Origin of the sequence: Microcoleus sp. A006_D1, from assembly GCF_036702805.1 — a bacterium.
GTDB lineage: Bacteria > Cyanobacteriota > Cyanobacteriia > Cyanobacteriales > Microcoleaceae > Microcoleus.
Map to the genome: position 1 here is coordinate 142,983 of NZ_JAUBVZ010000011.1, position 21,809 is coordinate 164,791.

The window sequence follows — 21,809 nt, forward strand, 5'->3', positions numbered from 1 at the left end:
CTGTATCTGAGACCCTGTGACTATTGGGATAAAAAGCCATGTCAGAAGCTGATCTTCGAGCCAATCAGCACCAACCGCACCCTGCTGTTCAATCGGATAACGAACCATTGCAGTCAAATTTTGCTGCTGCTGGGGGTTTTGAGCCGATCGCTCCCCATCCGACAGAAACTCCCGCAAGGGTTCCCCAACAGCCAGCAGAAGACTGGCAAACAGTAGATTTTCCCAACGCGCTCAGCGTAGATGCAATTCCCACAACACCCTCCGCGAACAATTTGCCATCTCAGACACAACCAACCGAGGCGAACTCGCCCCCGATTTCAGAGAATCTAAAAAATCTGCTTGGCAATGCCGAACAGGCTCAGAGCAAAGGATCGACCCCAGTCACCCTGATGCAAGCGCTGCACGAATGCAACCGCGACCTTTTGCACCGCATCGCCCAGCTAGAAACAGCTCTCGAAGTGTCGCAAAAGACCTTGCTAGAACGCGAAACCTTGCTTCTTCAGCGGACTGCAACACTCGAAGACACTCAAGAACAATTGGCGCGACTGTTTGGCAAAGTGGATGTTTCTCATCAAACTCTCCAGGGTCAAGAAATTTTAGTCGAGAGTTTAAGAAATAAGTTGGCAACTAGCCAAACCAGGTTAGCGATTGTTGAGCGAGAATGTGCGTCTACTGTGCAACGCTACAACGAACAGTTTCATCAGCTAGTAGCCACAGAAAATGTTTGCAAGGAATTGCGATCGCGCTTGCACCGCCAGCAGCGCCACACCCTGCAATTCAAAGCTGCCTTGGAAAGAAGTCTGGAGATGCCGCACGTCAAATCGCCGATCGTCGAGCCGCCTGAGGGTGCCGAGGATACTGCCCACAAGCAATTAGAATCCTTGCTGGAGGCGGTCAAAAGCTCTCAGGTGCCGCTGCCGCCAGCCTTCAACGCTTCCCCTGTCCAGCCTTGGTCAGATCCCGAAGAGCATCCAGAGGTAGCACCTGCTGCCGGTGCGATCGACCCTGAATCTACAGCAAATCTGGAACTCAACCAATTAGCCGAAGCATCCGGCATTCAATTGCATCCGAGCGAAACCCACCAGCCTCAGGAGCTGGCAACTGACTCTACCCTTGCGGTTGTGCCACCTGAATTGTCGGTAACTGAGTCTGAACCAGAAACGGCTGCCACATTAGGCAGCCAAGAATTGGCTAGGGCGGTTCAAATTTTGAATTCCGTTGAAACCTTTGGTATTCAAGAAGTGCGATCGACTGAAGCCAAATCTACAGCAGTCGCACAACCCGACTGGCTGGCCTCGATCGCCAGTCCGCTGCGGGCTGCTAAAAAACGCCGATCGCTCGCTGAAATTGAATTGCCGAGTTTTGGATAGCAAACGCAAGTTGGTAATTGGTAATGGGCAATTGGTAATTGGTAATTGCTCAGATTTACCAATTACCAAAAAAACAGCTAATTATAGCAACCGCCACATCGGTGAGGACATAAATAACTTGATGAATAGAGCCGATACCCGTACTGCATCAATGATTTGATTCGGGTTATGCAACTGTCAACTGTCCACTGTCAACTGTCCACTGCGATAAGTTTCAGATTGGGATAAGTCGGCAAAAGTTTCCTATCCAGTTTACTTTTAAGAGAACTGACTGATGACTGCATTCGTTAAAGTTAAAGTCGCTTTAGAAGAGTTCCTAAAACTTCCAGAAACTGAACCTGCATCAGATTTTATTGATGAAGAAGTTATTCAAAAAACCATGCCTCAAGGCGAACATAGCAGATTGCAGGCTAAATTTTGTGCTGTCATTAATCAGATAGTCGAAACACCAAAAATTGCCTATGCTTTTCCAGAGTTGCGCTGCACTTTTGGCGGTGCATCAATTGTGCCAGATGTCGCAGTATTCCGATGGGAAAGAATTCCCATCCAGTCATCGGGAAGAATTGCTAACCGGTTTGACATTCATCCAGACTGGTCAATTGAAATTCTATCTCCCGAACAAAGCCAAACCAAAGTCCTGAGTAAATTACTGCACTGTTCCCGAAATGGCACAGAATTGGGGTGGTTGATGTATCCGGAGGAAGAAAGTATTTTGGCCGTTTTTCCCGGTAAAAAAGTGGAACTGTACAAAGGCGCTGCTCAATTGCCCGTACTCAGTGGAATCGAATTAGAATTGACAGTTGAAACAGTTTTTGGGTGGTTGAGTTTTAGTTAATACGGCGGTTGAAACCGCAGCTACAAAAATGATGTCCGCGGCTCGACTGAGCTTCGCCGAACGTCCTCCGCGGTGTCAAGAAAATAATGTAAAACGTAATTTTAACCGCCTGTTCTTCAACCCTTGGCAATGCGGGTTTTGTTTGTATAGCCGCGGTTTCAACCGCCCGGTCTTCTATTTTCTCCCCTTTCCCATGCCGTAGGTGAGAGCATAGCTGGTAGCCAACAGCCACAGCCAAACACCCGGATACCGGGGTTCCAGCCAAGGTTGTACCTTGCGGGCGAAACTGGGTAGCCATCCGAACAGCCAACTTGCTAAAGCCAGCAAAGTAAAACTCAAGTAACTCCCCAACCAGTGCCAAACATCCCCCAAGGTGACAAAATCTAAAATCCACAGCAGCAAAGAAGGGTTTTTTCCGGCTGCTTGAATAGCTAATTTATTGAAAGTGAGCCAGTCGATTCTGTCTTTAATAAAAGTTTCGGCTACGGCGAGTTCTTGTTCTGCCAAAATACCGAAAAAGGTATTGAGAATTGAATTGATTCTTTGGGGTGGCAAACTGCGCCCGGTGGGAACCATCATGCCTTTAGAAAATAGCCAAGTTACTGACACATTGCTCTGGTAGGCGCGAATTTGGTTTAAGTGATTGGCACTTAATAAGTTGTGCTTTAAAGCTGTATCCAAAAGGTCAGTTAAGCGGAAAAGATTGCGGATGAGGGAGCCGAAACCGGTGAAAACGAGGGGAGATTGCAGCGATGCTGCGTCGCCGATCGCGATTAGGCGATCGACCGCCACCGCGCGATCGCTGCTGTTGCTGCTAAAATGACCGGGGATATAACCAAAAGTCGGCTTTTTCCAGACTAATTTATCGAGATCGCAGCGGCGGTACTCCGGCAAAATTGTGAAAAAATCCTCGTACAATTCCAGCAAAGAACCGGGATTCTCGGGATTTACTTGGTGGTAGTGAAACAGATAAACTGTAAGTTCTCCACCAGCAGCGGGAAACAGCTCCCAAATGAGCTGGCGTCCCCGTGAGATGTCGCCGTGACTGTAGAGAACATCGCCGTACTCGGAATCCCAAACCCCAGGCTCAAATCCTCCGTCGATGGCAGCTCCGACGGTCGGGCAAACGCTGTCAAAAGCCCGCCCTCCGTTCAATTGCCAAGCAATCGGAGAAGCCGAACCCATGGCATCTACGAGCAGCCTTGCTGAGGTGGTGCGATCGGCTTTTGTCGGCAGGTGGCAGCCCTGAACAATCACTTTTTCAGCTTCGACATCGGCTCTAATAAACTCAGTTTCGTCCCAAATTTCCCCGCCAGCTTCTGTCAGCTTAACTCCCGCCAAATACAGCAGTTTTTCGCCGTCCAAAGCGACATTCAGTACCTTCGGCGTGTGCAGAACTGGCGATCGGGCAACGGGCGGATTGTTAGCATCAAAAAACTTGTTATAGCCATCTTTGTATTCTCTGGCAATCAAAGTTTCGATTTCCGCAGCCGTAAATAAACCCAAATCAATTAAGCTTTGAATTTCATCCCGCGAAATATTCCACTCGCGATTCATCCGCCCGAAAGGCATTCGTTCCACCAGCAGGACTCGGTAGCCCAATCTCGCCATGACTGCGGCGTGAATCACTCCCAGAGCCCCGCCAATATAAATCAAGTCGTAAACAGTATCACCAGCATCCGTTGCCGAACTTGCTTCTTTCTTCTTCTTAACATCCGCTACATCCGTTACAGAATCCGTTGCCGAACCTTCTTCCTTCTTCAAGAACACTACTTGTTTTGGGGTTTGAGGATTGCGAGTGCCTTCGCGCCAGCGCTGCTCCCACCAGTAGACGCGCTGGAGGTCGTATTCGCCTTTGGGCATTTTTTGGAAGTATTTGACGGTGAGGGGGTAATAGGGGGCAAGAGCGTCAAAAATTGACTGTTTGGAGAGGTCTATGACAGGGGGTTCTGGATAGCGATCGGGAAACTTGTTTCTGACCGCCAGATTCAGAGCTTGCAGGAATTTTCTTTCTCCAGAGGGCGCGTCTTCGATACGAAAGACTTTTAAATAAGTTGTGCGCTGGACTGACCAGACAAATGTGGAAAGTTCTGTCGATCGCGAATTGCCGTTTCTGGAATTGGTGTCAGCGAATGCGGGTTTAGGATTGACATTTTGACTTGCAGATTTGACCAACTCCGCTGCTGTTGCGGGTGAAAGCAGCCGGAAACCGTCAGGAGTAATAATTTTTTCTCCGATTCCGGGGTCAAATTCGTGCTGCAACCAGGTGCAGACGGCTGCTGTATCCGGTGTGGGGACTTCTAGATAAAGAATTTCTTGCATGATTGGGGTCTCAATTCTGAATAAATTAATAAAGATGGGGGAGTTGACAAGGGAGCGAAGTACGCTATACTCCCGAATACTTATTGAGTTTTAAATAAGTTTACAATGTTCTCACATTTTTAGGTTTGCGATGGATCGCGCTCGCGGTTGACCCGCAGCGTGTCTGTATCTACTTTCCTCGGTATGCACTCTTATGAATTATCCCATTCCTACGAATCCTCAAGAAATGATTGCTTTGCGTCAGCAGCCGCTGAATGAAGAATTGGTGGCGTCGGCGATCGTGGGTGTGGTTCAGATTGCTCGATCGCGATCTCAGTCTTTGGAGGACTTGAAGGCCGAGGTTCTCGCCGACGACAATCTGCTCGATTTGGCTCAAAGGCGGTGGCTGAGCGAGATTGTGGCTCAAGCTTGGGAAAATTTGCCCTAAATTGTCAAAATCCGAAGCATTCTGCAAGTGCGATCAAGCCGGCGACAATAAGCTGATGGTAGCTACGTTGTCCGGTAGAATTGGCGATCGTGTAAAAATTATAGACTTGTGGCATAAATTTTTGAGTGCGATCGCAAACTAATCCCAATTTAAAAAAGTCTTGCTACAATTATTAATTATCTTGAAATTATCTGTCCGGCAGGCATAAATCTCCGCTGGATACGGCAATGCCGTTTCCCTACAAATGAGATGCTCTAATTTCGGTTGTAGCAATATTTTTCATAATTGGTATGAATCGAAAATCGAAAATCGAAAATCGAAAATGGTATACCTTGGTGGCTAGCGCAATTCAACTTCTCGCTTAACTTCTTCGACAACCCGATCGCCCCGCGTCAACCGATATTCGGCGCGCCACACTCCAGGAGTCAGAGGAGAATTGGTACTGTTTTTTTTGCCAACATAACGCAACCGAGTGCGGCTGGGGGCTGGAATTTCCTTGCTGTCGTTGACGATTGTTTTGCCATCGGGTGCAAAGATTTTGTATTGTTCGCGATCGCCCTTGAGGACTCCGTAACTCTGCACCCAAAACAATAAAACCGGGCTGTTTACAGGTAGTTGAGTTTCGGAAAATTGTCCTGCCCAGACAGTGTTCTCATCTGGTGGCTTGGGGGCAAAACCGGCGCGGATTAAACCTGTGGAAATATAGTCGATCGGCTTGTCCCAAATTGGATTGCGGGCGGTGTTGCAGCCTAATTTGGCATCGGGCCCGACAAACGGATCTACTGGCTTACCTTGATAGCGAAAAGTGACGTGTACGTGGGGGAAAGATGCCATCCCAGAGTTCCCCACCATGCCCAAAACAGTGCCTTTTTGTACTTGGACTCCCGGCTTTACAACAATGCTGTTTTGGCGAAGGTGGCAATATTGGGCTTCCCAACCTGCGCCGTGATCGATTACCATACCGTTGCCGCATTCTGTACCTGCGACGTTGGCTTTGTCTGTCTGGTTTTGCAAACGCCGATCGACTACACCATCTCGCACTCGCAAAACTTTACCCGCTGCGGAGGCGATAACTGGGACTCCTTTCGCCATGGTTTTGGCGTCGGGAATGGCGAAGTCTGTGCCGTCGTGCCCGTCGTAGGTTTGCCGCCCGCAGCCAAAATCGACGGCGGCGGGACTGGGATCGCGATCGAAATACAGCAGTACAAAACAGTCTTTTCCTAGGGTACAGGCGATCGGCTGACCGAATTTGGGGTTGTTGGGCTGTTGGGCGACTGCGGTTGATACTAGACGTTGGGCGATCGAGTTGGCTTGGGCGATCGGGCTATTAACTCCGGTTTTATCTGCACAACTAGCGATATTTGTCAACCCTACGGTCAACAAAATTGCCGAAATCTGTTTTTTTGATAGTATAGTCATTCGCCGATGGGATGTAAAAGCTGAGGTGGGTAGTGAAAAATCAATTAATCATTCACAATATACTTGCTCAGGAATCTAGACGCTCGATCGCATCTTTTCGTTTCCTAGATTTGTTGTACTATTGTCTGTTTGGGATTTTTAATTCTTAATTACTTAAAAAATGCTCTCTAAAATTCGATCGCTGATTTCGATAATTCGGCTTGGCGGCCTGGCTGTTGCTGCTTTGGCGATGTGGGCATTTGCCACCATTGCCCGTGAGGTTTGGGAAAAGGAAACCTACGCTTTCGATAAATCTATTTTACTATATCTCAGGAGCCTGCACGATCCGGTGCGCGATCGCATCATGCTCGCCTTGACAGCTTTGGGGGAGCCAAATTTGCTGCTGATGCTGAGCGTGAGTTTGGGTATTATGTTGTGGGTGCGCCAACATCGATCGGAAGCCACAACGATCGCAATTACTGGCGCTGGGGCGGTTGGTTTAAATATGCTCTTAAAACAACTGTTTGCGCGCGATCGACCTCAACTTTGGGAGCGCGCGGTTGAGGTAAAGTTTTACAGTTTTCCTAGCGGGCACGCGATGATTTCCATGGTTGTTTACGGTTTGCTAGGATATTTTTTGGGTGCGCGCTTTCCCAAACAGGGCTGGTTGATTTACAGCTTGACAGTTGTATTAATTGCTGCTATTGGTTTGAGCCGGCTTTATCTCGGAGTTCACTGGCCTACGGACGTTATTGCTGGTTATATTGCTGGTTTTGTATGGCTGCTCGCCTGTATTTTTAGTTTGAAAGTATGGCAGCAGTTTCAGGATTCTCGTGCTGTTCCTGAAGAGAAGTTTTTGTCGCCTGACTCCCATAATTTAACCGAAAAATAACAATAAATAAGGTTCGTAGTGAGGACTTCAGTCCGCAACAAGAAGGACTAAAGTCCTCACTACAAACCAGAAACAAGGTTCGTAGTGAGGACTTCAGTCCGCAATAAGAAGGACTAAAGTCCTCACTACGAACCATGAGAAACAATTTTCTTTTGGGTCAAATACATGGCAATCTTTTTTTCGTAGTAAGCCGCCTCGTTAATAAAGATTGGATAAACGGTCGATTTATCTTCATACAAGACCGACTCGCCGTCAAAGGTCAAAAACATCGGATCGCCGGGATTCAGGGCTTCATAATCTCTGGATTGTAGCTGAGGATGAATCATTGCCTGAATGTCTCCAGACTTGTTTCTGGGATAGTCGATCGCCTGAATGCTTTGATAAACAGTCAGCGGATTTGTTAGAACAGGCATTGTGCCTAGATTGTAAGCTTCTACGCAGTCTAAAATTGTGCCGATAACTTGCTCAGTTTGCTGAAACAAAGACGCATCTAAAACGCCTTGCGGCACTGCACCAACTTCCAGCGTACCGCCTAACTCGGAGAGCGATCGCAGCACAGGACTATCTTGATGATTGGTTGGCGAAGCGAGTAGCTTGAGATGGGGATACAGAGAGGTTAAATAAGCTGCTAGTTGCAGGTTAAAGGGATGCTGGCTGGCGAGAATAAAGGTTAGCCCCATGTTGGATGTGGTGCTGTGCAAATCGATAATTAAATTTTGTTGCTGATTGTTTTTTGAGCTAAAAATGTGGTAGAGTTCTTTCGCCCGTTGGGCTTCGTAGCTGGTGAGGTGGGGATTTTCTAAGTCTTGCTGGCGAAAGCAGCGGTTGAGGTCGATATCGATGTAGCGTCTCCCGATTTCGCAGGCTTGGGGATTGGCTAGCAGGGCGATTGTTTCAAAGGTCGATCGACCAATTAACTCTGGCGCGCGATCGAACTTCTTCACAAGGTATACTCCTGTGAGTTCGTTTCCGTGGGTTCCTCCCACTATGGCAACACGTTTAATTTGATTCATAAACAAACAAGTTTCTATGCCAAGCATACCATCATTTGTCATCTGTTGGTAACACAGACCTCAGAAACCGGGTTTCTCTGTGTATTTCTTGTCACCCAACCAAAAACTCATAGAAACCCGGTTTCTTGGCCTCGATACGAAAATCTCAGAAACCGGGTTTCTCTGTGTATTTCTCGTCACCCAACCAAAGACTCATAGAAACCCGGTTTCTCGCCCCATCCCTAGTTGCTTGGCTCATGCCTACGATCGCTATTTCATATAATGAGTATAATAGTAGATGGCTAAAAGAGGAATTTTAGATATGGAATTAAATGACTATTTTGACTTTTTAGCACCGGATGATATTCGCATCAAAGGACATCGGATCGGGATTGAGACGGTACTGTATGAATATCTGTATCGGGAACGCACGGCCGAAGAAATTCAGCAATTATACCCTTCTCTAACTTTGGCAGAATTTTATACGACTATTTTGTATTATTTGCTGAACAAAGAATCAGTAAGTGGATATTTACAAGATTGGTTAGAGTGGTCGCATCAGCAGCGAAAAATCCAAGCAGCAAATCCTCATCCTGCTACGGAAAGATTGCGAAAATTGAAAGCCGAACGGGAAAAGCAATCTGTTGTACATGGTGCTTAATAAATGGCGCTATTTTATTATGGTCATGCGAAAATCTCAGAAACCGGGTTTCTCTCGATATTTATCATCACCCAACCCAAAAACTCGTAGAAACCCGGTTTCTTGGCCCCATGCAAAAATCTCAGAAACCGGGTTTCTCTCGATATTTATCGTCACCCAACCAAAAACTCGTAGAAACCCGGTTTCTTGGCCTGCGAAAATCTCAGAAACCGGGTTTCTCTCGATATTTCTTGTCACCCAACCAAAAACTCGTAGAAACCCGGTTTCTCGCCCCATGCGAAAATCTCAGAAACCGGGTTTCTCTCGGTATTTCTCGTCACCCAACTCAAAAACTCATAGAAACCCGGTTTCTTGGCCCCATGCGAAAATCTCAGAAACCGGGTTTCTCTCGATATTTATCGTCACCCAACCAAAAACTCGTAGAAACCCGGTTTCTCGCCTCGATGCGGTTTCTCGCCTCCACAATCGCGGCTCATCTTTCCCGGATAGCCAAAATGACTGCCAGAATAGAAACAAGATGGCGGGGAAACACACGGGGAAACAAAGGGCATGACGCGAGAGGAAGCACTGCGGCGAATTCACCGGGCGGCTGAGGAAAAATTGACGGAATTGGATTTGGCGGGGCTGGAGTTGGAGGAATTGCCGCCGGAGATTGGCAAGTGCACGCAGCTTGAGACGTTGGTGTTGGGGAAGTTGGATCAGGAGAAAGGAGAGTGGGTTGGGAATAAGTTAACAGAGTTTCCTGATGTAGTTTTTCAGTTAACAAACTTAAAAATACTTTCGATTGTTGACAATCAGATTACAGTCATCCCAGAGGCGATCTCTCAACTGTCGAATCTGACACAGCTTGACCTCGATAGCAATCAGATTACAGTCATCCCAGATGCGATCGGGCAACTGTCGAATCTGACAGGGCTTGTCCTCAGTAGGAATCAGATTACAGTCATCCCAGATGCGATCGGGCAATTGTCGAATCTGACAGAGCTTTTCCTCCATCACAATCAGATTACAGTCATCCCAGAGGCTATAGGGCAACTCTCCAATCTCACAAACCTTGAACTCAGATTTAATCAGATTACAGTCATCGCAGAGGCTATAGGGCAATTGTCGAATCTGACACAGCTTGTCCTCGGTAGCAATCAGATTACAGTCATCCCAGAAGTCATCGGTAAACTGTTGAATCTGACACAGCTTTCCCTCTTTAGCAATCAGATTACAGTCATCCCAGAAGTCATCGGTAAACTGTTGAATCTGACACAGCTTGTCCTCGGTAACAATCAGATTACAGTCATCCCAGAAGTCATCGGGCAACTGTCGAATCTGACACTGCTTTACCTCAGATACAATCAGATTACAGTCATCCCAGAGGCGATCGGGCAACTGTCAAATCTGACACGGCTTAACCTCAGAGACAATCATATTGCAGCCATCCCAGAATGCTTGGAAACACTGCCAAAAATTGAAACACTCGACCTCCGCTGCAATCCCCTGCCCATTTCTCCAGAAGTTCTTGGCAACGAAGATGAATCCGGTACTCCCGCCGCCATCTTCAACTATCTCCAAAAACTCCGCAGTGGCGAAGTCCGCCCCCTCAACGAAGCCAAAGTCCTTTTAGTCGGGCAAGGTAGCGTCGGCAAAACCTCCTTGATTAAACGCCTCACCCACAACAAATACAACCCCAACGAACCTCAAACCGACGGACTCAACATCACAGACTGGCAAATTACAGTCAACACCAAATCCGTCAAACTCAACGTCTGGGACTTCGGCGGACAAGAAATCTACCACGCCACCCACCAATTTTTCCTTACCAAACGCAGCCTCTACGTGCTCGTGTGCAACTGCCGCATCAGCGAAGACGAAAACCGCCTCGAATACTGGCTGAAACTGATCGAAAGCTTCGGCGACGCATCCCCCGTGATCATTGTCGGCAACAAGTGCGACGAACAACCCCTCGATCTCAACCGCAAAGCCTTGCGCGACAAATATCCCAACATCAAAGCCATCCTCGAAACCTCCTGCGAAAGCGGAAAGGGAATCGACGAACTCCGCAGCGCCATCAACACCGAAATCTCCGAACTCAAAGAAGTTTACGATCTTTTGCCGCTAAGCTGGTTTCAAGTCAAGCAGAGTCTGGAAACCCTTGACAAAGACTTCATCAACATGAGTGAATACGCCAGTATCTGCTGCAAACAAAACATCTGGGAAGAAACCGACAAAACCCAATTGCTGGAACTGCTGCACAACCTGGGCATTGTCCTCAACTTCCGCGAACACCCCATCCTGCAATCCACCAACATCCTCAACCCTCACTGGGTGACAGAAGGAATCTATGCCCTCCTCAGCGACGAACATCTCAAAGTCAATACTAAAGGCATTCTCACCTACGCAGAACTCAGCCGCATCCTCGACTCAAATAAATATCCCAGCCACCGTTACAATTGCCTCACCGAGTTGATGGGCGAATTTCAACTCTGCTTCCCTGTCAGGGATTGCGCCGCGCCGAGGTTCCTCATCCCCGGCCTCTTGCCGAAAGAGGAACCGGAAAACACCAAACTCGCAGGCGAAACTCTGGAATTTCAATATCACTACGACATCCTCCCCGACAGCATCGTCTCGCGCTTCATTGTCCTGATGCAACACAAAATCCACGACAAAATCCACTGGCGGACTGGCGTAATGCTGGCGTACTGCGAAGGCGCTGACGTGTGCAACATCGCCCGGATCAAATCTGACCCGAAAGATCGAAAAATCTTTATTGCTGTTAGCGGGCGGGAATCGACGCGGCGTTCTTTTCTCACCATGATTCGCGATACGTTTAGCAAAATCCACAATTCTTTTGCAAACCTGGAAGTTGGGCAATGGGTTCCTGTCCCCGGTTATCCCGATGCTGAACCGCTGGATTACGAGGAATTGCTAGGGCTGGAGGAGATGGGCGAGAATACTGTGCGTGTGGGCAAACTTAAGCTGAAACTGGATTTGCGGCAGTTGCTGGATGGCTATGATGCGATCGAAGTTCGGCGCAGAAACCAAATGGGCGGCGAAGAAATGGAAAAATACGGAAGAGAATATGGCGATCGTGTAGATTCCTATAATTCTCAGCAAATTGTGTACAACGTTCACTTAGGTAATAACAAAATGACTCAAGATTCTCCCCAAAACAACAATAATTTTCAAGGCGCACAAATAGCCAACGCCGCTATCGCTAACGAAGTAAAAGACAACGCCCAACAAACACCCTCTGGCGGCATTCAAATCAATAACGCGAATACCGCTGAAATTCTACAACTGATTTCATCAATGCGCGAAACCGCAGCGCAGTTCCCCGAAGACATCCGCGAGGGAGTAATTATTGATATTGAAGATGTCGAAGCGGAAGTCAAGAAACCGGAGAACGAATGGAATAAAGCCAGGATAAAGAAAAGCTTAACAGCCCTTGTCGCGTTGGCTGGTATTCTCGGCACTGGTGTGGGAGGCGCGATTGATATTACTAATAAGGCGATCGACCTTGGTGAAAAAGTTGGTGTCAAAATCGAGCTACCGTTAGGACGCTAAATTAGATCGAGATCCCTGATTTGCTCGGTTTCTCGGCCCGATGCGTAAATCTCAGAAACCGGGTTTCTCTCTATATTTCTCGTCACCCAACCAAAGACTCGTAGAAACCCGGTTTCTTGGCCTCGATGCGTAAACCTCGGTTTCTTAGCCCCATGCGAAAATCTCAGAAACCGGGTTTCTCTCTGTATTTCTCCTCACCCAACCAAGGACTCGTAGAAATCCGGTTTCTTGGCCTCGATGGGTACTTCTCTCCGGTCAATTACTGCGATCGCACTTATTGCCCGCGTTGTCTTCGGACATGATATGATTTAAAATTAAGGTAGATCGGGCGATCGCCCCCACAGCCAAAATCCCGGTATTGCCATGCGTAAAGTTGTACTCTTCATTGCATCTAGTTTAGACGGTTATATCGCGCGATCGAATGGCGAGATTGACTGGCTGTATACAGACCAAAATTACGGCTATACTAAATTCTTAGATAGTATCGATACAGTCCTCATGGGTCGCAAAACCTACGAACAAGTTCTAACTTTTGGCGAGTATCCCTACCAAGAAAAAAAAAGTTATGTTTTTACCAAAAATCTAAATTTCGCAGCAACTTCTGATGTGGAAGTGGTAACACAATTAGAGAGTTTTGTCAATGATTTGCGCTTGATTGAGGGCAAAAATATTTGGTTAGTGGGAGGCTCTCTGCTAATTCGCGATTTCCTGAACAAAAATCTTGTAAACGAGCTAATTCTCTCGGTGCATCCGCTGATTTTGGGCGAGGGAATTCCTTTATTTGCTAATCCCAACACTACAGCTTTGCAGCTAACTGGATGTCAGACTTACAGTTCGGGTATGGTTCAGCTATCCTATGATGTGGCGGCTTGAGGGCGCGCTCTGTTGTTAAGTCGCTACAGCAATTGAGGTAATTGTAGAATGGAAAAATTAATCAAATATCGGCAAATTGTGCAGCAAATGTTAAGGGAGTACGGCAATCGCAAACCTGCCCACGGAGACATTGAAGTCGAGACAATTATTGATACAGAACGAGATCATTACCAAATCTTCTATGTGGGCTGGGACAAACAGACTAGGGTGCATCACTGTAGCATTCACATTGATATCAAGGGCGGGAAAATTTGGCTGCAATGGAATGCGACTGAAGATGATATTGCTGAAGATTTAGTAATAGCCGGAGTTCCCAAGGAGGATATTGTGTGGGGATTTCAGCCGCCGTTTATGCGAAAGTATACTGGTTATGCAGTAGAATAGATCGCCTATGATGAAATATGTTTGCTACTTGTTGCTATTAATATCTTTTTGCTGCGTCGCGCTTCCGGCTGAGGCTTCTGTCTGCCGCAATGATCGAGGGCACGAGATTTGCATTGTCGATATCAAACGCAGTGCAAAAAATTATTGGGAATACAGGGTAATTCTGGGTGTTGATGGAGTCAAACAACCTCTTGAAGTCTACAATTGTCGCGATCGCACTTTAGTTAAGCAAGATGGCACTTTTTTGGCGTTTGGACAAAACAACCCTGGTGAAATTGTCTGCCGTTTTTTCAAGAAATAGCATATTTGGGACGCTGCTCAAAGCCCATCCCACAAGAGTTGGAGGCGGCGGTTGGAGACGGCGGTTGAAACCGCGTCTACACAAACGAAACCCGCCTCCGCGGGTTGAAGAGGGCGGTTAGAATTTGCCGTCAACTGCTGAGACGCAGCGTTCGCAAATTAGCGGATGCTCGATCGACTCTCCGACATGAGTAGAATAGTTCCAGCATCGATCGCACTTATGGCCGCCAACCTTAACAACACCAATCGCTAACTCTGGAGATTCGTAACTGTAGGGCAATCCTGCAATCACCACGTTCGATTCAACCAGTTCGACTTCTGATGTGATAAATAAGTACCGCAGTTCGTCTACGGCGTTGCTAGCCTTCGCAGAATCAGGCATCAAAGTGATGTTAGCCAGAATTTCCGACTGTTTATCCAGTGCAATTGACTTCGCTTTCGGCATTTCAGGCGCTTTCACAATAGCCATTTCGGCGGCTGCTGTGGCCATTTGTGCGATCGGCTGTAACTCTACAAGCACCTTTTCGGGCACTTCTATTACAATCGGCTGTTTTTCCGGGAACACAATCGCCGCATCATTTCCAGCCACATCTAACCTCAGCAACTCAACTTGTTCGGCAATTTCTTGACGGTTTTCGGCAAACAATAAGTTACGGAAAACAAACCACAGCGTGAATAGGAAACCGATCACTTCAAACAGTTCACCCAACATCGGAACCTGATTAATCGTATCCAAAACTGCGATCGTTATTCTACCAGTCAGCAACACAGAACCTAACAGCCCAAGTGTGACGATCGCCTTTTGGTATTCTGTGAAGAAATTACCCATATACTCAGGCAAATCAGTCAAAAACTGGGCGCTTTCATCTAACAATTCCTGCCATTCTGAAGCCGACGGTTCAGCAATCGCCGCATACTCGACTACCTCAGAAGGCTGATTCCCTTTTTCGACAGTTTCCACAGCAGCATCAATTGTCTTGACAGTCAAGACTTTTGCAACACTTGCTGCTTGTGCTTCCTGTTTATCTTGTACTGCTTTTGCTTTCTCCTCTGCGGCTAACTCGATGACTGCATTTTGCGATCGCACATAATCCATCAATCCTTCGCTGCTAGGATTCAAAGCTTGCAATTGCTCTCTTTTCGCGACATCAGGAACATACAATAAAACCTTAGCTTCCAAAGAAGAACCGATCGCCTTTTCAGTCCTCGCCTGTTCCAAAACCTTATTAACTTCCCCGCGTACTTGCCGCAAATACTGCCAGCGCGCAGCCAATTCAGGATTATGCCATTTCGCATCAAGTTGAACCCAACCAGCCTCAAACACTGATTTGTAGGGAGTTGGATAGGGAAGATACTGCCAAATATCCTCAGCCATGTGACACAACACAGGTGCGATCGCCCGTGCCAAATTCTCGACTGCGATCGCAATCACCGTCTGACAACTGCGACGGCGGCGCGCATCTGTGCCGCTGATATAAAGTCGATCCTTGGCAATATCCAAGTAAAAACTCGACAAATCAACTGTGCAGAAATTCTGCACAGTTTGGAAGAATCGCGAAAATTGGAAGCTTTCAAAAGCATCTTGAACTTCCGCAAAAACTTCGCCCATTCTGTGCAGCATATAGCGATCAAGTTCCGGCAAATCCTCGTAAGCAACGGCATCTTTTGCTGGATCGAAATCGTGCAAATTCCCCAACAAAAACTTAGCTGTATTGCGAATCTTGCGATAAACATCCGACTGCTGTTTGAGAATGTTTTTGCCCAAAGGCACGTCGGCGGAATAGTCTACCGAAGACACCCACAACCGCAAAACATCGGCTCCATATTCCTTAATTACTAACGCCGGATCGACGACATTGCCTTCAGATTTGCTCATCTTGCGGCCGTTTTCATCGAGCACAAAACCGTGAGTCAAAACTGTTTTGTAAGGAGCAACGCCGTTAGTTGCTACACTGGTAAGCAAGCTCGATTGAAACCAGCCGCGATGTTGGTCTGAACCTTCCAAATAGATATCAGCAGGATAGTTTAATTCCGATCGCCCTTTAGCCACCGCAGCCCAGGAAGAACCGGAGTCAAACCACACATCCATCGTGTCTGTTCCCTTGCGGTAAGTGCGGCCGTTATTGCGGTATGATTCCGGTAGCAATTCGGCGATCGACATTTCCCACCAAGCATCCGAACCTTTGTCTGCAAAGATAGCTTGCACGTGGGCGATTGTCTCCGCATTCAACAGCGGTTCGTTCGTTTCTTCGTCATAAAACACAGGAATCGGCACGCCCCAAGTCCGTTGACGGGAAATACACCAATCCGATCGATCGCTAACCATTGCCGTGATCCGATTTTCCCCTTGGGCGGGAATCCAATTCACATTTGCGATCGCCTTTAACGCTTCATCTCGGAACCCGGCTACCGACGCAAACCACTGTTCCGTCGCCCGAAAAATGGTCGGCTTTTTAGTGCGCCAATCGTAAGGATAGGAGTGAGGATAAGCTTCCTCTTTAATCAAACAATTTGCTTCGGCAAGGGCATCAATGACTGCGCTATTGCCGTTTCCGAGGACATTTAAACCTGCGAAGACTCCAGCTTCGGCGGTGAAATTTCCGTTTTCATCAACGGGTGTTAAAACTGGTAAACCGCAGCGTTTCCCAACGATAAAATCTTCTTGTCCGTGGCCCGGCGCGGTGTGCACCAATCCGGTTCCTGAGTCAGCGGTAATGTAGTCGCCGCCGGCAACGATCGGGCTTTCACGATCGAACAACGGATGTTTGTAGATGCAGCCTTCTAATTCTTTACCTTTGAAGGTGGCAAGTATTTTTAATTCCGTGTTCAAAGTTGCCGACAGTCGATCGACCGCATCGACAGCAACTAAGATAAATTGTTGTGCGATGTTAGAATTTGCCGGCGGTTCCACCACTGCATACATCAGTTCGGGATTGACTGCGATCGCCAAGTTTGCCGGAATCGTCCAGGGGGTAGTCGTCCAAATCGCCGCCCAGAGGCTCGGCATATAGCGCTTGAGCTTCGTCTGCAAAGCTTTTGACAACTTTCTGACATGAAAGCCCACGTAGATGCTGCGCGAGACGTGGCCTTCGGGATATTCCAATTCAGCTTCGGCGAGGGCAGTTTTCGAGCTCGGACTCCAGTGCACTGGTTTGAAGCCACGGAAGATGTAGCCTTTGAGCACCATTTCACCGAAAACGCCGATTTGAGCCGCTTCGTATTCGGGTTTCAGAGTTAAATACGGATGTTCCCAGTCGCCCCAAACGCCGTAGCGCTGAAAAGATGTGCGTTGCTGCGCCATTGTTTCCTCGGCGAAGGCGGCGGCTTTGCGGCGGAGTTCGATCGGAGTAAGATTTAATCTCTCCTCCGATTTCATGTTTTGCAATACCTTAAGTTCGATCGGCAATCCGTGACAATCCCAACCGGGCACGTAGCGAACTTTTTTACCGCGCAGCATTTGGTAGCGGTTGATAAAATCTTTAAGGATTTTGTTGAGGGCGTGGCCGATGTGGAGTTGTCCGTTGGCGTAGGGCGGGCCATCGTGGAGGATGAACAAATCGCCTGGGTTATCGTGGGAAAGGCGATCGTAGATTTCTTGATCTGCCCAAAATTGTTGCAATTCTGGTTCACGTTTGACGGCGTTGGCGCGCATATCAAACTTGGTCTTGGGCAAATTTACCGTGTCTTTGTAAGATTTAGCTTCCATTTTTGAGAAACGTTTTTTGTACTTAGTTGTTAGTAGAAGGAAGGAAGAACGAAGAAGGAAGAAAGAAGAAGGAAGAAAGAATGCTTATACAGCAAGTTTTTTAGCCCTCGATATCTTAAGTTTAGTTAGGTGGACTCACTTATCAAGTCAGGTTAAATAATCATAAATTAGTTTGTAGTGAGGACTTCAGTCCTCTCTCGTCCTTGAAGAGCTGACAACCAGATATTCCAGTATAGGCGATCGATCGCACATTCGCTCAAAGCAAATCCGTAAGATACACTCTCTTCTCTAACTCTGCGCCCTCTGCGGCCTCTGTGGTTAAAAAATCATTCATAAATCCAGGTTACGGCTACTCAGTCAGCCCACTGAACATTTGACCGATCCGACGATCCGGCAAGGGTTCAAACCCCTGCCTCAAAGCTGAAGTCGTCTGAAGACGACTGTAAATTCTCAATTCAATAGTCCTCTTTCAGAGGACTTTCGCTATGAGACAGGGAATTCATTCCCTGTCGGACTCTCGGACTATCTATCAGACTGTGGCAGTGAGAAAAGCTCATAGAAATAGTCCCAACCCGCGGCTAACGGTATTTCCCAGGCGATCGCACAACGAAGCATTCGGCACTCCCTGTCCTTCCTGTTCCCATTTTTCCACAAGTTGGCGGCCCAGCGGCGTGAGGCGAAAACTATCGGTGATTCCTTGTCCGTCTACTTCGCGCCGCAACACGCCGACTTGAATCAGCCACAGCAGGGAATTTTCGGCTGCGAGTTCGGATACGGGCGATCGCGTGTAACCGCTTTCGACACCCGCATTGGAGGCGATCGCACTTAGGAAAACGCTGTTATCGCGGATGGTCTGGAAGAAGTGTAATTGAAATGGGGCACACCGGATCGCGCGATCGGCTCTTTTTACCGTGCGGCTGGGATAACTAATTGATTTAAACGCTTCGGATGGGATAAAAGTCATTGATTTGCCTGTGAATAGGTAGTATATTTTTGATTGTTACAGATATAAACAACAATTGACATTTAAAGCTGGCGATCGCTTCCTGTATCCCTGGCAACGGCTACTCAAATCAGCGGACACTAAGAGATATCAATCCAATCAATACTAATTTTACACTTATTATGACCGATACACTGAATAATATTAAGAAATTTGTTGATTACGCGCGTACTTTGAAGGGAGACGAAAAAGGGGAAGCTCAGGTATTTTGCGATCGCCTGTTTCAGGCCTTCGGTCATGCAGGCTACAAGGAAGCCGGAGCAGAACTAGAATATCGGGTGAAAGCGAAAGGCAAAACCACAAAGTTTGCTGATTTATTGTGGCGGCCCCGGTTATTGTTGGAAATGAAAAAGCGTGGCGAAAAGCTGGAAAAACACTATCAACAAGCCTTTGAATATTGGCTGGAACTGGTACCACAACGTCCTAAATATGTAGTTCTCTGCAATTTTGATGAGTTTTGGGTTTACGACTTCGATCTTCAGCTTCGGGAACCAGTCGATCGCATTAAACTAGAAGAGTTACCCGATCGCTTCACTGCCCTCAACTTTCTCTTTCCCGAAAATCGCCAGCCTTTATTTAATAATAACCAAATTGATGTCACAAGAACGGCTGCTGACAAAGTTGCTCAAGTTTTCAATCGCTTAGTAGAGCGCGGCGAAAAAGTAGAAACCGCTCAAAGGTTTATCCTTCAGTGTGTTGTAGCCTTGTTTGCTGAAGATATCGATCTATTGCCTAGAGGTTTATTCACGGAATTATTAGAAGTTTGCCAGACAAATCGAGAAAGTTCCTATGATTTAATAGGGGGATTATTTCGGCAGATGGGAAGCAATCGCCCTGCTCCCAAGGATAGCCGCTACCGAGATGTATCCTATTTTAATGGTGGCATATTTTCAACTATTGAACCCATACATCTAACCAGAATTGAAATTGACTTGCTGTTGGCAGCGGCAGCGGAACGGTGGTCAAAAGTGGAACCTGCGATTTTTGGCACATTATTTGAATCGAGCATGGGCAAAGCAGAACGTCATGCTTTGGGCGCTCACTACACTAGCGAGGTGGATATTCAAAAAGTGGTTTTGCCTACGATTATTCGCCCTTGGCGAGAGCGCATCGAAGCGGCGAATACGCTAAAGGATTTGCTGGCACTGCGGCTGGAATTGCTCGATTTCAAAGTGCTAGATCCCGCCTGTGGTAGCGGTAATTTTCTCTATGTTGCTTATCGAGAAGTGAAGCGGTTAGAGGCACAGTTGCTAACCAAAATTCATGAGAATTTCTCTCGTGCTGGTAATGCCATTGGTACGATGTCGCTTGTGAAGACTAGCCAGTTTTACGGCATTGACATCAAACCGTTTGCAGTGGAATTGGCAAAAGTGACGCTGATGCTTGCCAAAAAGTTAGCTTTAGATGAAGAAAACCACTTGCTACAGACGGCACAAATGAACCTAGCACTGGAACTCGATCGCGCTTTACCCCTCGATAACCTCGATCGCAATATCCGCTTTGATGATGCTCTGTTTTGCGATTGGGAACCCGTTAATGCGATCGTCGGTAATCCTCCATTTTTGGGTGGTCATCGTCTGCGACTAACGCTTAATGATGAATATGTCGATCGTATTTTTGCTAAATTTCCTGAAGTAGAAGGTCAAGTAGATCTTTGTACCTACTGGTTTCGCCTTACCCATAACCATTTGGGAGAAAATTGCCGCGCTGGTTTAGTAGGCACAAACACCATCTCTCAAGGTCAAAGTCGTAAAGCTGCTTTAGATTATATTACCAAAAATGGCGGACACATTTATGATGCAATTTCTACACAACCTTGGTCAGGTGAAGCGAAAGTACACATCAGTATTATCAATTGGCTAAAAACCTCTGATACTAAAGAATTAACCTACCGAATAGATCACAAAATTGTCTCAAATATCAACTCTTCCCTCAAAGCAGAAATTGATGTTACCCAAGCCAAATGCTTACAAGCTAATATAAACTACTGCTTTAAAGGTTTACAGCCTAGTGGAAAAGGTTTTATGCTTACAGAAATCCAGGTCAACCAATGGATTAAAGCCGATCCCAAAAATCAAGAAGTTCTCAAACTCTTTATTCAGGGGCAAGACTTAGCACAGAATGCAAATGGTCAGCCGAAGCGTTGGATTATTGATTTTAATGACATGAGTTTAGAAGATGCCAGTGAATATGAACTGCCTTTTAACCATGTCAAAACTCATGTAAAGCCAGAACGAGATCAGAACAGAAGAGAGACAACAAAGTTAAATTGGTGGAAATATGGTGAAAAACGTCCAGGAATGCGAAAAGCTTTAGCAACTTTACCCTTTTGTTTCGTTGTTCCCAGGGTATCGAAATGGTCAATCTTTATTCTTGCTATTCCAGATTGGCTGCCTGGTGATGGTGCTAATGTTGTTGCCTCTGATGACTTCTACGTTCTGGGAATCCTAACTTCAAATCTGCATCGCCAATGGGTAAAAGCGCAAAGCTCAACCCTTAAAGCCGATACACGCTACACGCACAACACCTGTTTTGAAACCTTCCCTTTCCCCCAAAACTGCCCAGAAAAAACCAAAACCCAAATTCGCGCCGCCATGCAAGCCCTCCATGATTACCGCACCGAGCAAATGGAGCGCAAACAGTGGGGAATTACCCAACTATACAACCAATTTTTTGCCGAACCCGCCAGCCAACTTGCCAAACTCCACGCCCAACTAGATCAACTGGTTCGCCAAGCCTACGGCATCAAAGCCAACGATGATCCATTGCAGTTTTTGCTAGAGTTAAATTTTGAGGTAGCACAGCGAGAAGCGCAGGGATTACCAGTTGTATCTCCCGGTTTGTCTGTTGTGAAAAATGCTAGTTAATTCATTATAGGTGCGTAAGAATGCCGGAGTAGTAAAATACGACTTGCACCGGGGCTATAAACCCGGTTTCTGCGTGAATTACTCGCTGCCAAACCCAAGATTTATCGTAGAAACCGGGTTTCTTTTCGTAAGTCCTATTAATATTAAAATTAACTGACTTAATTAATCATCCCCTCAATTTCTGAATCTGTAAACCCAAATTGCCTGAAAATCCGCAACACATA

At 46.9% G+C, this 21,809-nt stretch carries 16 protein-coding genes; 11 read left to right on the top strand and 5 right to left on the bottom strand.

Features of this window, described 5'->3' with window-relative positions; genetic code table 11:
• The first annotated feature begins 38 nt into the window (after positions 1-38).
• Together QUB68_RS20160 and QUB68_RS20165 are read left to right on the top strand one after the other, a co-directional pair.
• Positions 39-1,370 (top strand): hypothetical protein, encoded by a 1,332-nt coding sequence (locus tag QUB68_RS20160; protein ID WP_332995782.1) that lies wholly within the window; start codon positions 39-41, stop codon positions 1,368-1,370.
• 274 nt (positions 1,371-1,644) lie between these two features.
• A complete protein-coding gene (locus tag QUB68_RS20165) occupies positions 1,645-2,205 on the top strand; it encodes a Uma2 family endonuclease (RefSeq protein WP_332995785.1) in 561 nt (186 codons plus the stop codon).
• A 174-nt stretch (positions 2,206-2,379) separates the two neighbouring features.
• Here QUB68_RS20165 and QUB68_RS20170 read toward each other — a convergent pair whose 3' ends face one another.
• Entirely contained in the window at positions 2,380-4,527 is a 2,148-nt protein-coding gene (locus QUB68_RS20170) for a flavin-dependent dehydrogenase (RefSeq protein WP_332995787.1), read from the bottom strand.
• 193 nt (positions 4,528-4,720) lie between these two features.
• Between QUB68_RS20170 and QUB68_RS20175 the strand changes: the two genes are divergently transcribed.
• A complete protein-coding gene (locus QUB68_RS20175) occupies positions 4,721-4,954 on the top strand; it encodes a hypothetical protein (RefSeq protein ID WP_332995789.1) in 234 nt (77 codons plus the stop codon).
• 1 nt (position 4,955) lies between these two features.
• Positions 4,956-5,096, top strand: a complete 141-nt coding sequence (locus QUB68_RS20180; RefSeq protein WP_332995791.1) for a hypothetical protein — start codon at positions 4,956-4,958, stop codon at positions 5,094-5,096.
• 197 nt (positions 5,097-5,293) lie between these two features.
• Here the strand turns inward: QUB68_RS20180 and QUB68_RS20185 are convergent, their stop codons facing one another.
• Positions 5,294-6,373: a M23 family metallopeptidase gene (locus QUB68_RS20185; protein ID WP_332995793.1), complete on the bottom strand. Its 1,080-nt coding sequence runs from the start codon at positions 6,371-6,373 to the stop codon at positions 5,294-5,296.
• A 160-nt stretch (positions 6,374-6,533) separates the two neighbouring features.
• Between QUB68_RS20185 and QUB68_RS20190 the strand changes: the two genes are divergently transcribed.
• Complete coding sequence (locus QUB68_RS20190) at positions 6,534-7,244, top strand: phosphatase PAP2 family protein (protein ID WP_332995795.1); 711 nt, start codon at positions 6,534-6,536, stop codon at positions 7,242-7,244.
• Between the two features lie 125 nt (positions 7,245-7,369).
• Here QUB68_RS20190 and QUB68_RS20195 read toward each other — a convergent pair whose 3' ends face one another.
• The gene (locus QUB68_RS20195; RefSeq protein WP_332995841.1) at positions 7,370-8,257 is read right to left on the bottom strand and encodes an aspartoacylase; all 888 of its coding nucleotides are present in this window, start codon (positions 8,255-8,257) and stop codon (positions 7,370-7,372) included.
• Between the two features lie 277 nt (positions 8,258-8,534).
• Here QUB68_RS20195 and QUB68_RS20200 point away from each other — a divergent pair, with 277 nt between their 5' ends.
• The 5 genes from QUB68_RS20200 to QUB68_RS20220 all read left to right on the top strand — a co-directional run bounded on the left by QUB68_RS20200 (position 8,535) and on the right by QUB68_RS20220 (position 14,010).
• Positions 8,535-8,897, top strand: coding sequence for a DUF433 domain-containing protein (locus tag QUB68_RS20200; protein WP_442923106.1), 363 nt, complete (start codon positions 8,535-8,537; stop codon positions 8,895-8,897).
• A gap of 549 nt (positions 8,898-9,446) precedes the next feature.
• Entirely contained in the window at positions 9,447-12,452 is a 3,006-nt protein-coding gene (locus QUB68_RS20205) for a leucine-rich repeat domain-containing protein (RefSeq protein ID WP_332995796.1), read from the top strand.
• Between the two features lie 363 nt (positions 12,453-12,815).
• On the top strand, positions 12,816-13,325 hold the full coding sequence (locus tag QUB68_RS20210) for a dihydrofolate reductase family protein (protein ID WP_332995798.1): 510 nt from the start codon (positions 12,816-12,818) through the stop codon (positions 13,323-13,325).
• A 48-nt stretch (positions 13,326-13,373) separates the two neighbouring features.
• Positions 13,374-13,709 (top strand): XisI protein, encoded by a 336-nt coding sequence (locus tag QUB68_RS20215; protein WP_332995799.1) that lies wholly within the window; start codon positions 13,374-13,376, stop codon positions 13,707-13,709.
• Positions 13,710-13,716: 7 nt separating this feature from the next.
• Positions 13,717-14,010 (top strand): hypothetical protein, encoded by a 294-nt coding sequence (locus QUB68_RS20220; RefSeq protein WP_332995800.1) that lies wholly within the window; start codon positions 13,717-13,719, stop codon positions 14,008-14,010.
• Between the two features lie 117 nt (positions 14,011-14,127).
• Here QUB68_RS20220 and ileS read toward each other — a convergent pair whose 3' ends face one another.
• Positions 14,128-17,715 (bottom strand): isoleucine--tRNA ligase, encoded by a 3,588-nt coding sequence (gene ileS, locus QUB68_RS20225; RefSeq protein WP_332995802.1) that lies wholly within the window; start codon positions 17,713-17,715, stop codon positions 14,128-14,130.
• A gap of 553 nt (positions 17,716-18,268) precedes the next feature.
• Positions 18,269-18,679 (bottom strand): Npun_F0494 family protein, encoded by a 411-nt coding sequence (locus QUB68_RS20230; RefSeq protein WP_332995804.1) that lies wholly within the window; start codon positions 18,677-18,679, stop codon positions 18,269-18,271.
• A gap of 161 nt (positions 18,680-18,840) precedes the next feature.
• Between QUB68_RS20230 and QUB68_RS20235 the strand changes: the two genes are divergently transcribed.
• The gene (locus QUB68_RS20235; protein WP_332995806.1) at positions 18,841-21,585 is read left to right on the top strand and encodes a class I SAM-dependent DNA methyltransferase; all 2,745 of its coding nucleotides are present in this window, start codon (positions 18,841-18,843) and stop codon (positions 21,583-21,585) included.
• The last annotated feature ends 224 nt before the right edge of the window (positions 21,586-21,809 follow it).

What these genes read in the sequence shown, in the direction of transcription:
- QUB68_RS20175 (WP_332995789.1), top strand. Translation starts at nt 4,721, where the DNA reads ATGAATTATCCCATTCCTACGAATCCTCAAGAAATGATTGCTTTGCGT.
- QUB68_RS20200 (WP_442923106.1), top strand. Translation starts at nt 8,535, where the DNA reads ATGGCTAAAAGAGGAATTTTAGATATGGAATTAAATGACTATTTTGAC.
- QUB68_RS20185 (WP_332995793.1), bottom strand. Translation starts at nt 6,373, where the DNA reads ATGACTATACTATCAAAAAAACAGATTTCGGCAATTTTGTTGACCGTA.
- QUB68_RS20215 (WP_332995799.1), top strand. Translation starts at nt 13,374, where the DNA reads ATGGAAAAATTAATCAAATATCGGCAAATTGTGCAGCAAATGTTAAGG.
- QUB68_RS20170 (WP_332995787.1), bottom strand. Translation starts at nt 4,527, where the DNA reads ATGCAAGAAATTCTTTATCTAGAAGTCCCCACACCGGATACAGCAGCC.
- QUB68_RS20190 (WP_332995795.1), top strand. Translation starts at nt 6,534, where the DNA reads ATGCTCTCTAAAATTCGATCGCTGATTTCGATAATTCGGCTTGGCGGC.
- QUB68_RS20205 (WP_332995796.1), top strand. Translation starts at nt 9,447, where the DNA reads ATGACGCGAGAGGAAGCACTGCGGCGAATTCACCGGGCGGCTGAGGAA.
- QUB68_RS20165 (WP_332995785.1), top strand. Translation starts at nt 1,645, where the DNA reads ATGACTGCATTCGTTAAAGTTAAAGTCGCTTTAGAAGAGTTCCTAAAA.
- QUB68_RS20195 (WP_332995841.1), bottom strand. Translation starts at nt 8,257, where the DNA reads ATGAATCAAATTAAACGTGTTGCCATAGTGGGAGGAACCCACGGAAAC.
- QUB68_RS20220 (WP_332995800.1), top strand. Translation starts at nt 13,717, where the DNA reads ATGATGAAATATGTTTGCTACTTGTTGCTATTAATATCTTTTTGCTGC.
- QUB68_RS20230 (WP_332995804.1), bottom strand. Translation starts at nt 18,679, where the DNA reads ATGACTTTTATCCCATCCGAAGCGTTTAAATCAATTAGTTATCCCAGC.
- QUB68_RS20235 (WP_332995806.1), top strand. Translation starts at nt 18,841, where the DNA reads ATGACCGATACACTGAATAATATTAAGAAATTTGTTGATTACGCGCGT.
- ileS (WP_332995802.1), bottom strand. Translation starts at nt 17,715, where the DNA reads ATGGAAGCTAAATCTTACAAAGACACGGTAAATTTGCCCAAGACCAAG.
- QUB68_RS20210 (WP_332995798.1), top strand. Translation starts at nt 12,816, where the DNA reads ATGCGTAAAGTTGTACTCTTCATTGCATCTAGTTTAGACGGTTATATC.
- QUB68_RS20160 (WP_332995782.1), top strand. Translation starts at nt 39, where the DNA reads ATGTCAGAAGCTGATCTTCGAGCCAATCAGCACCAACCGCACCCTGCT.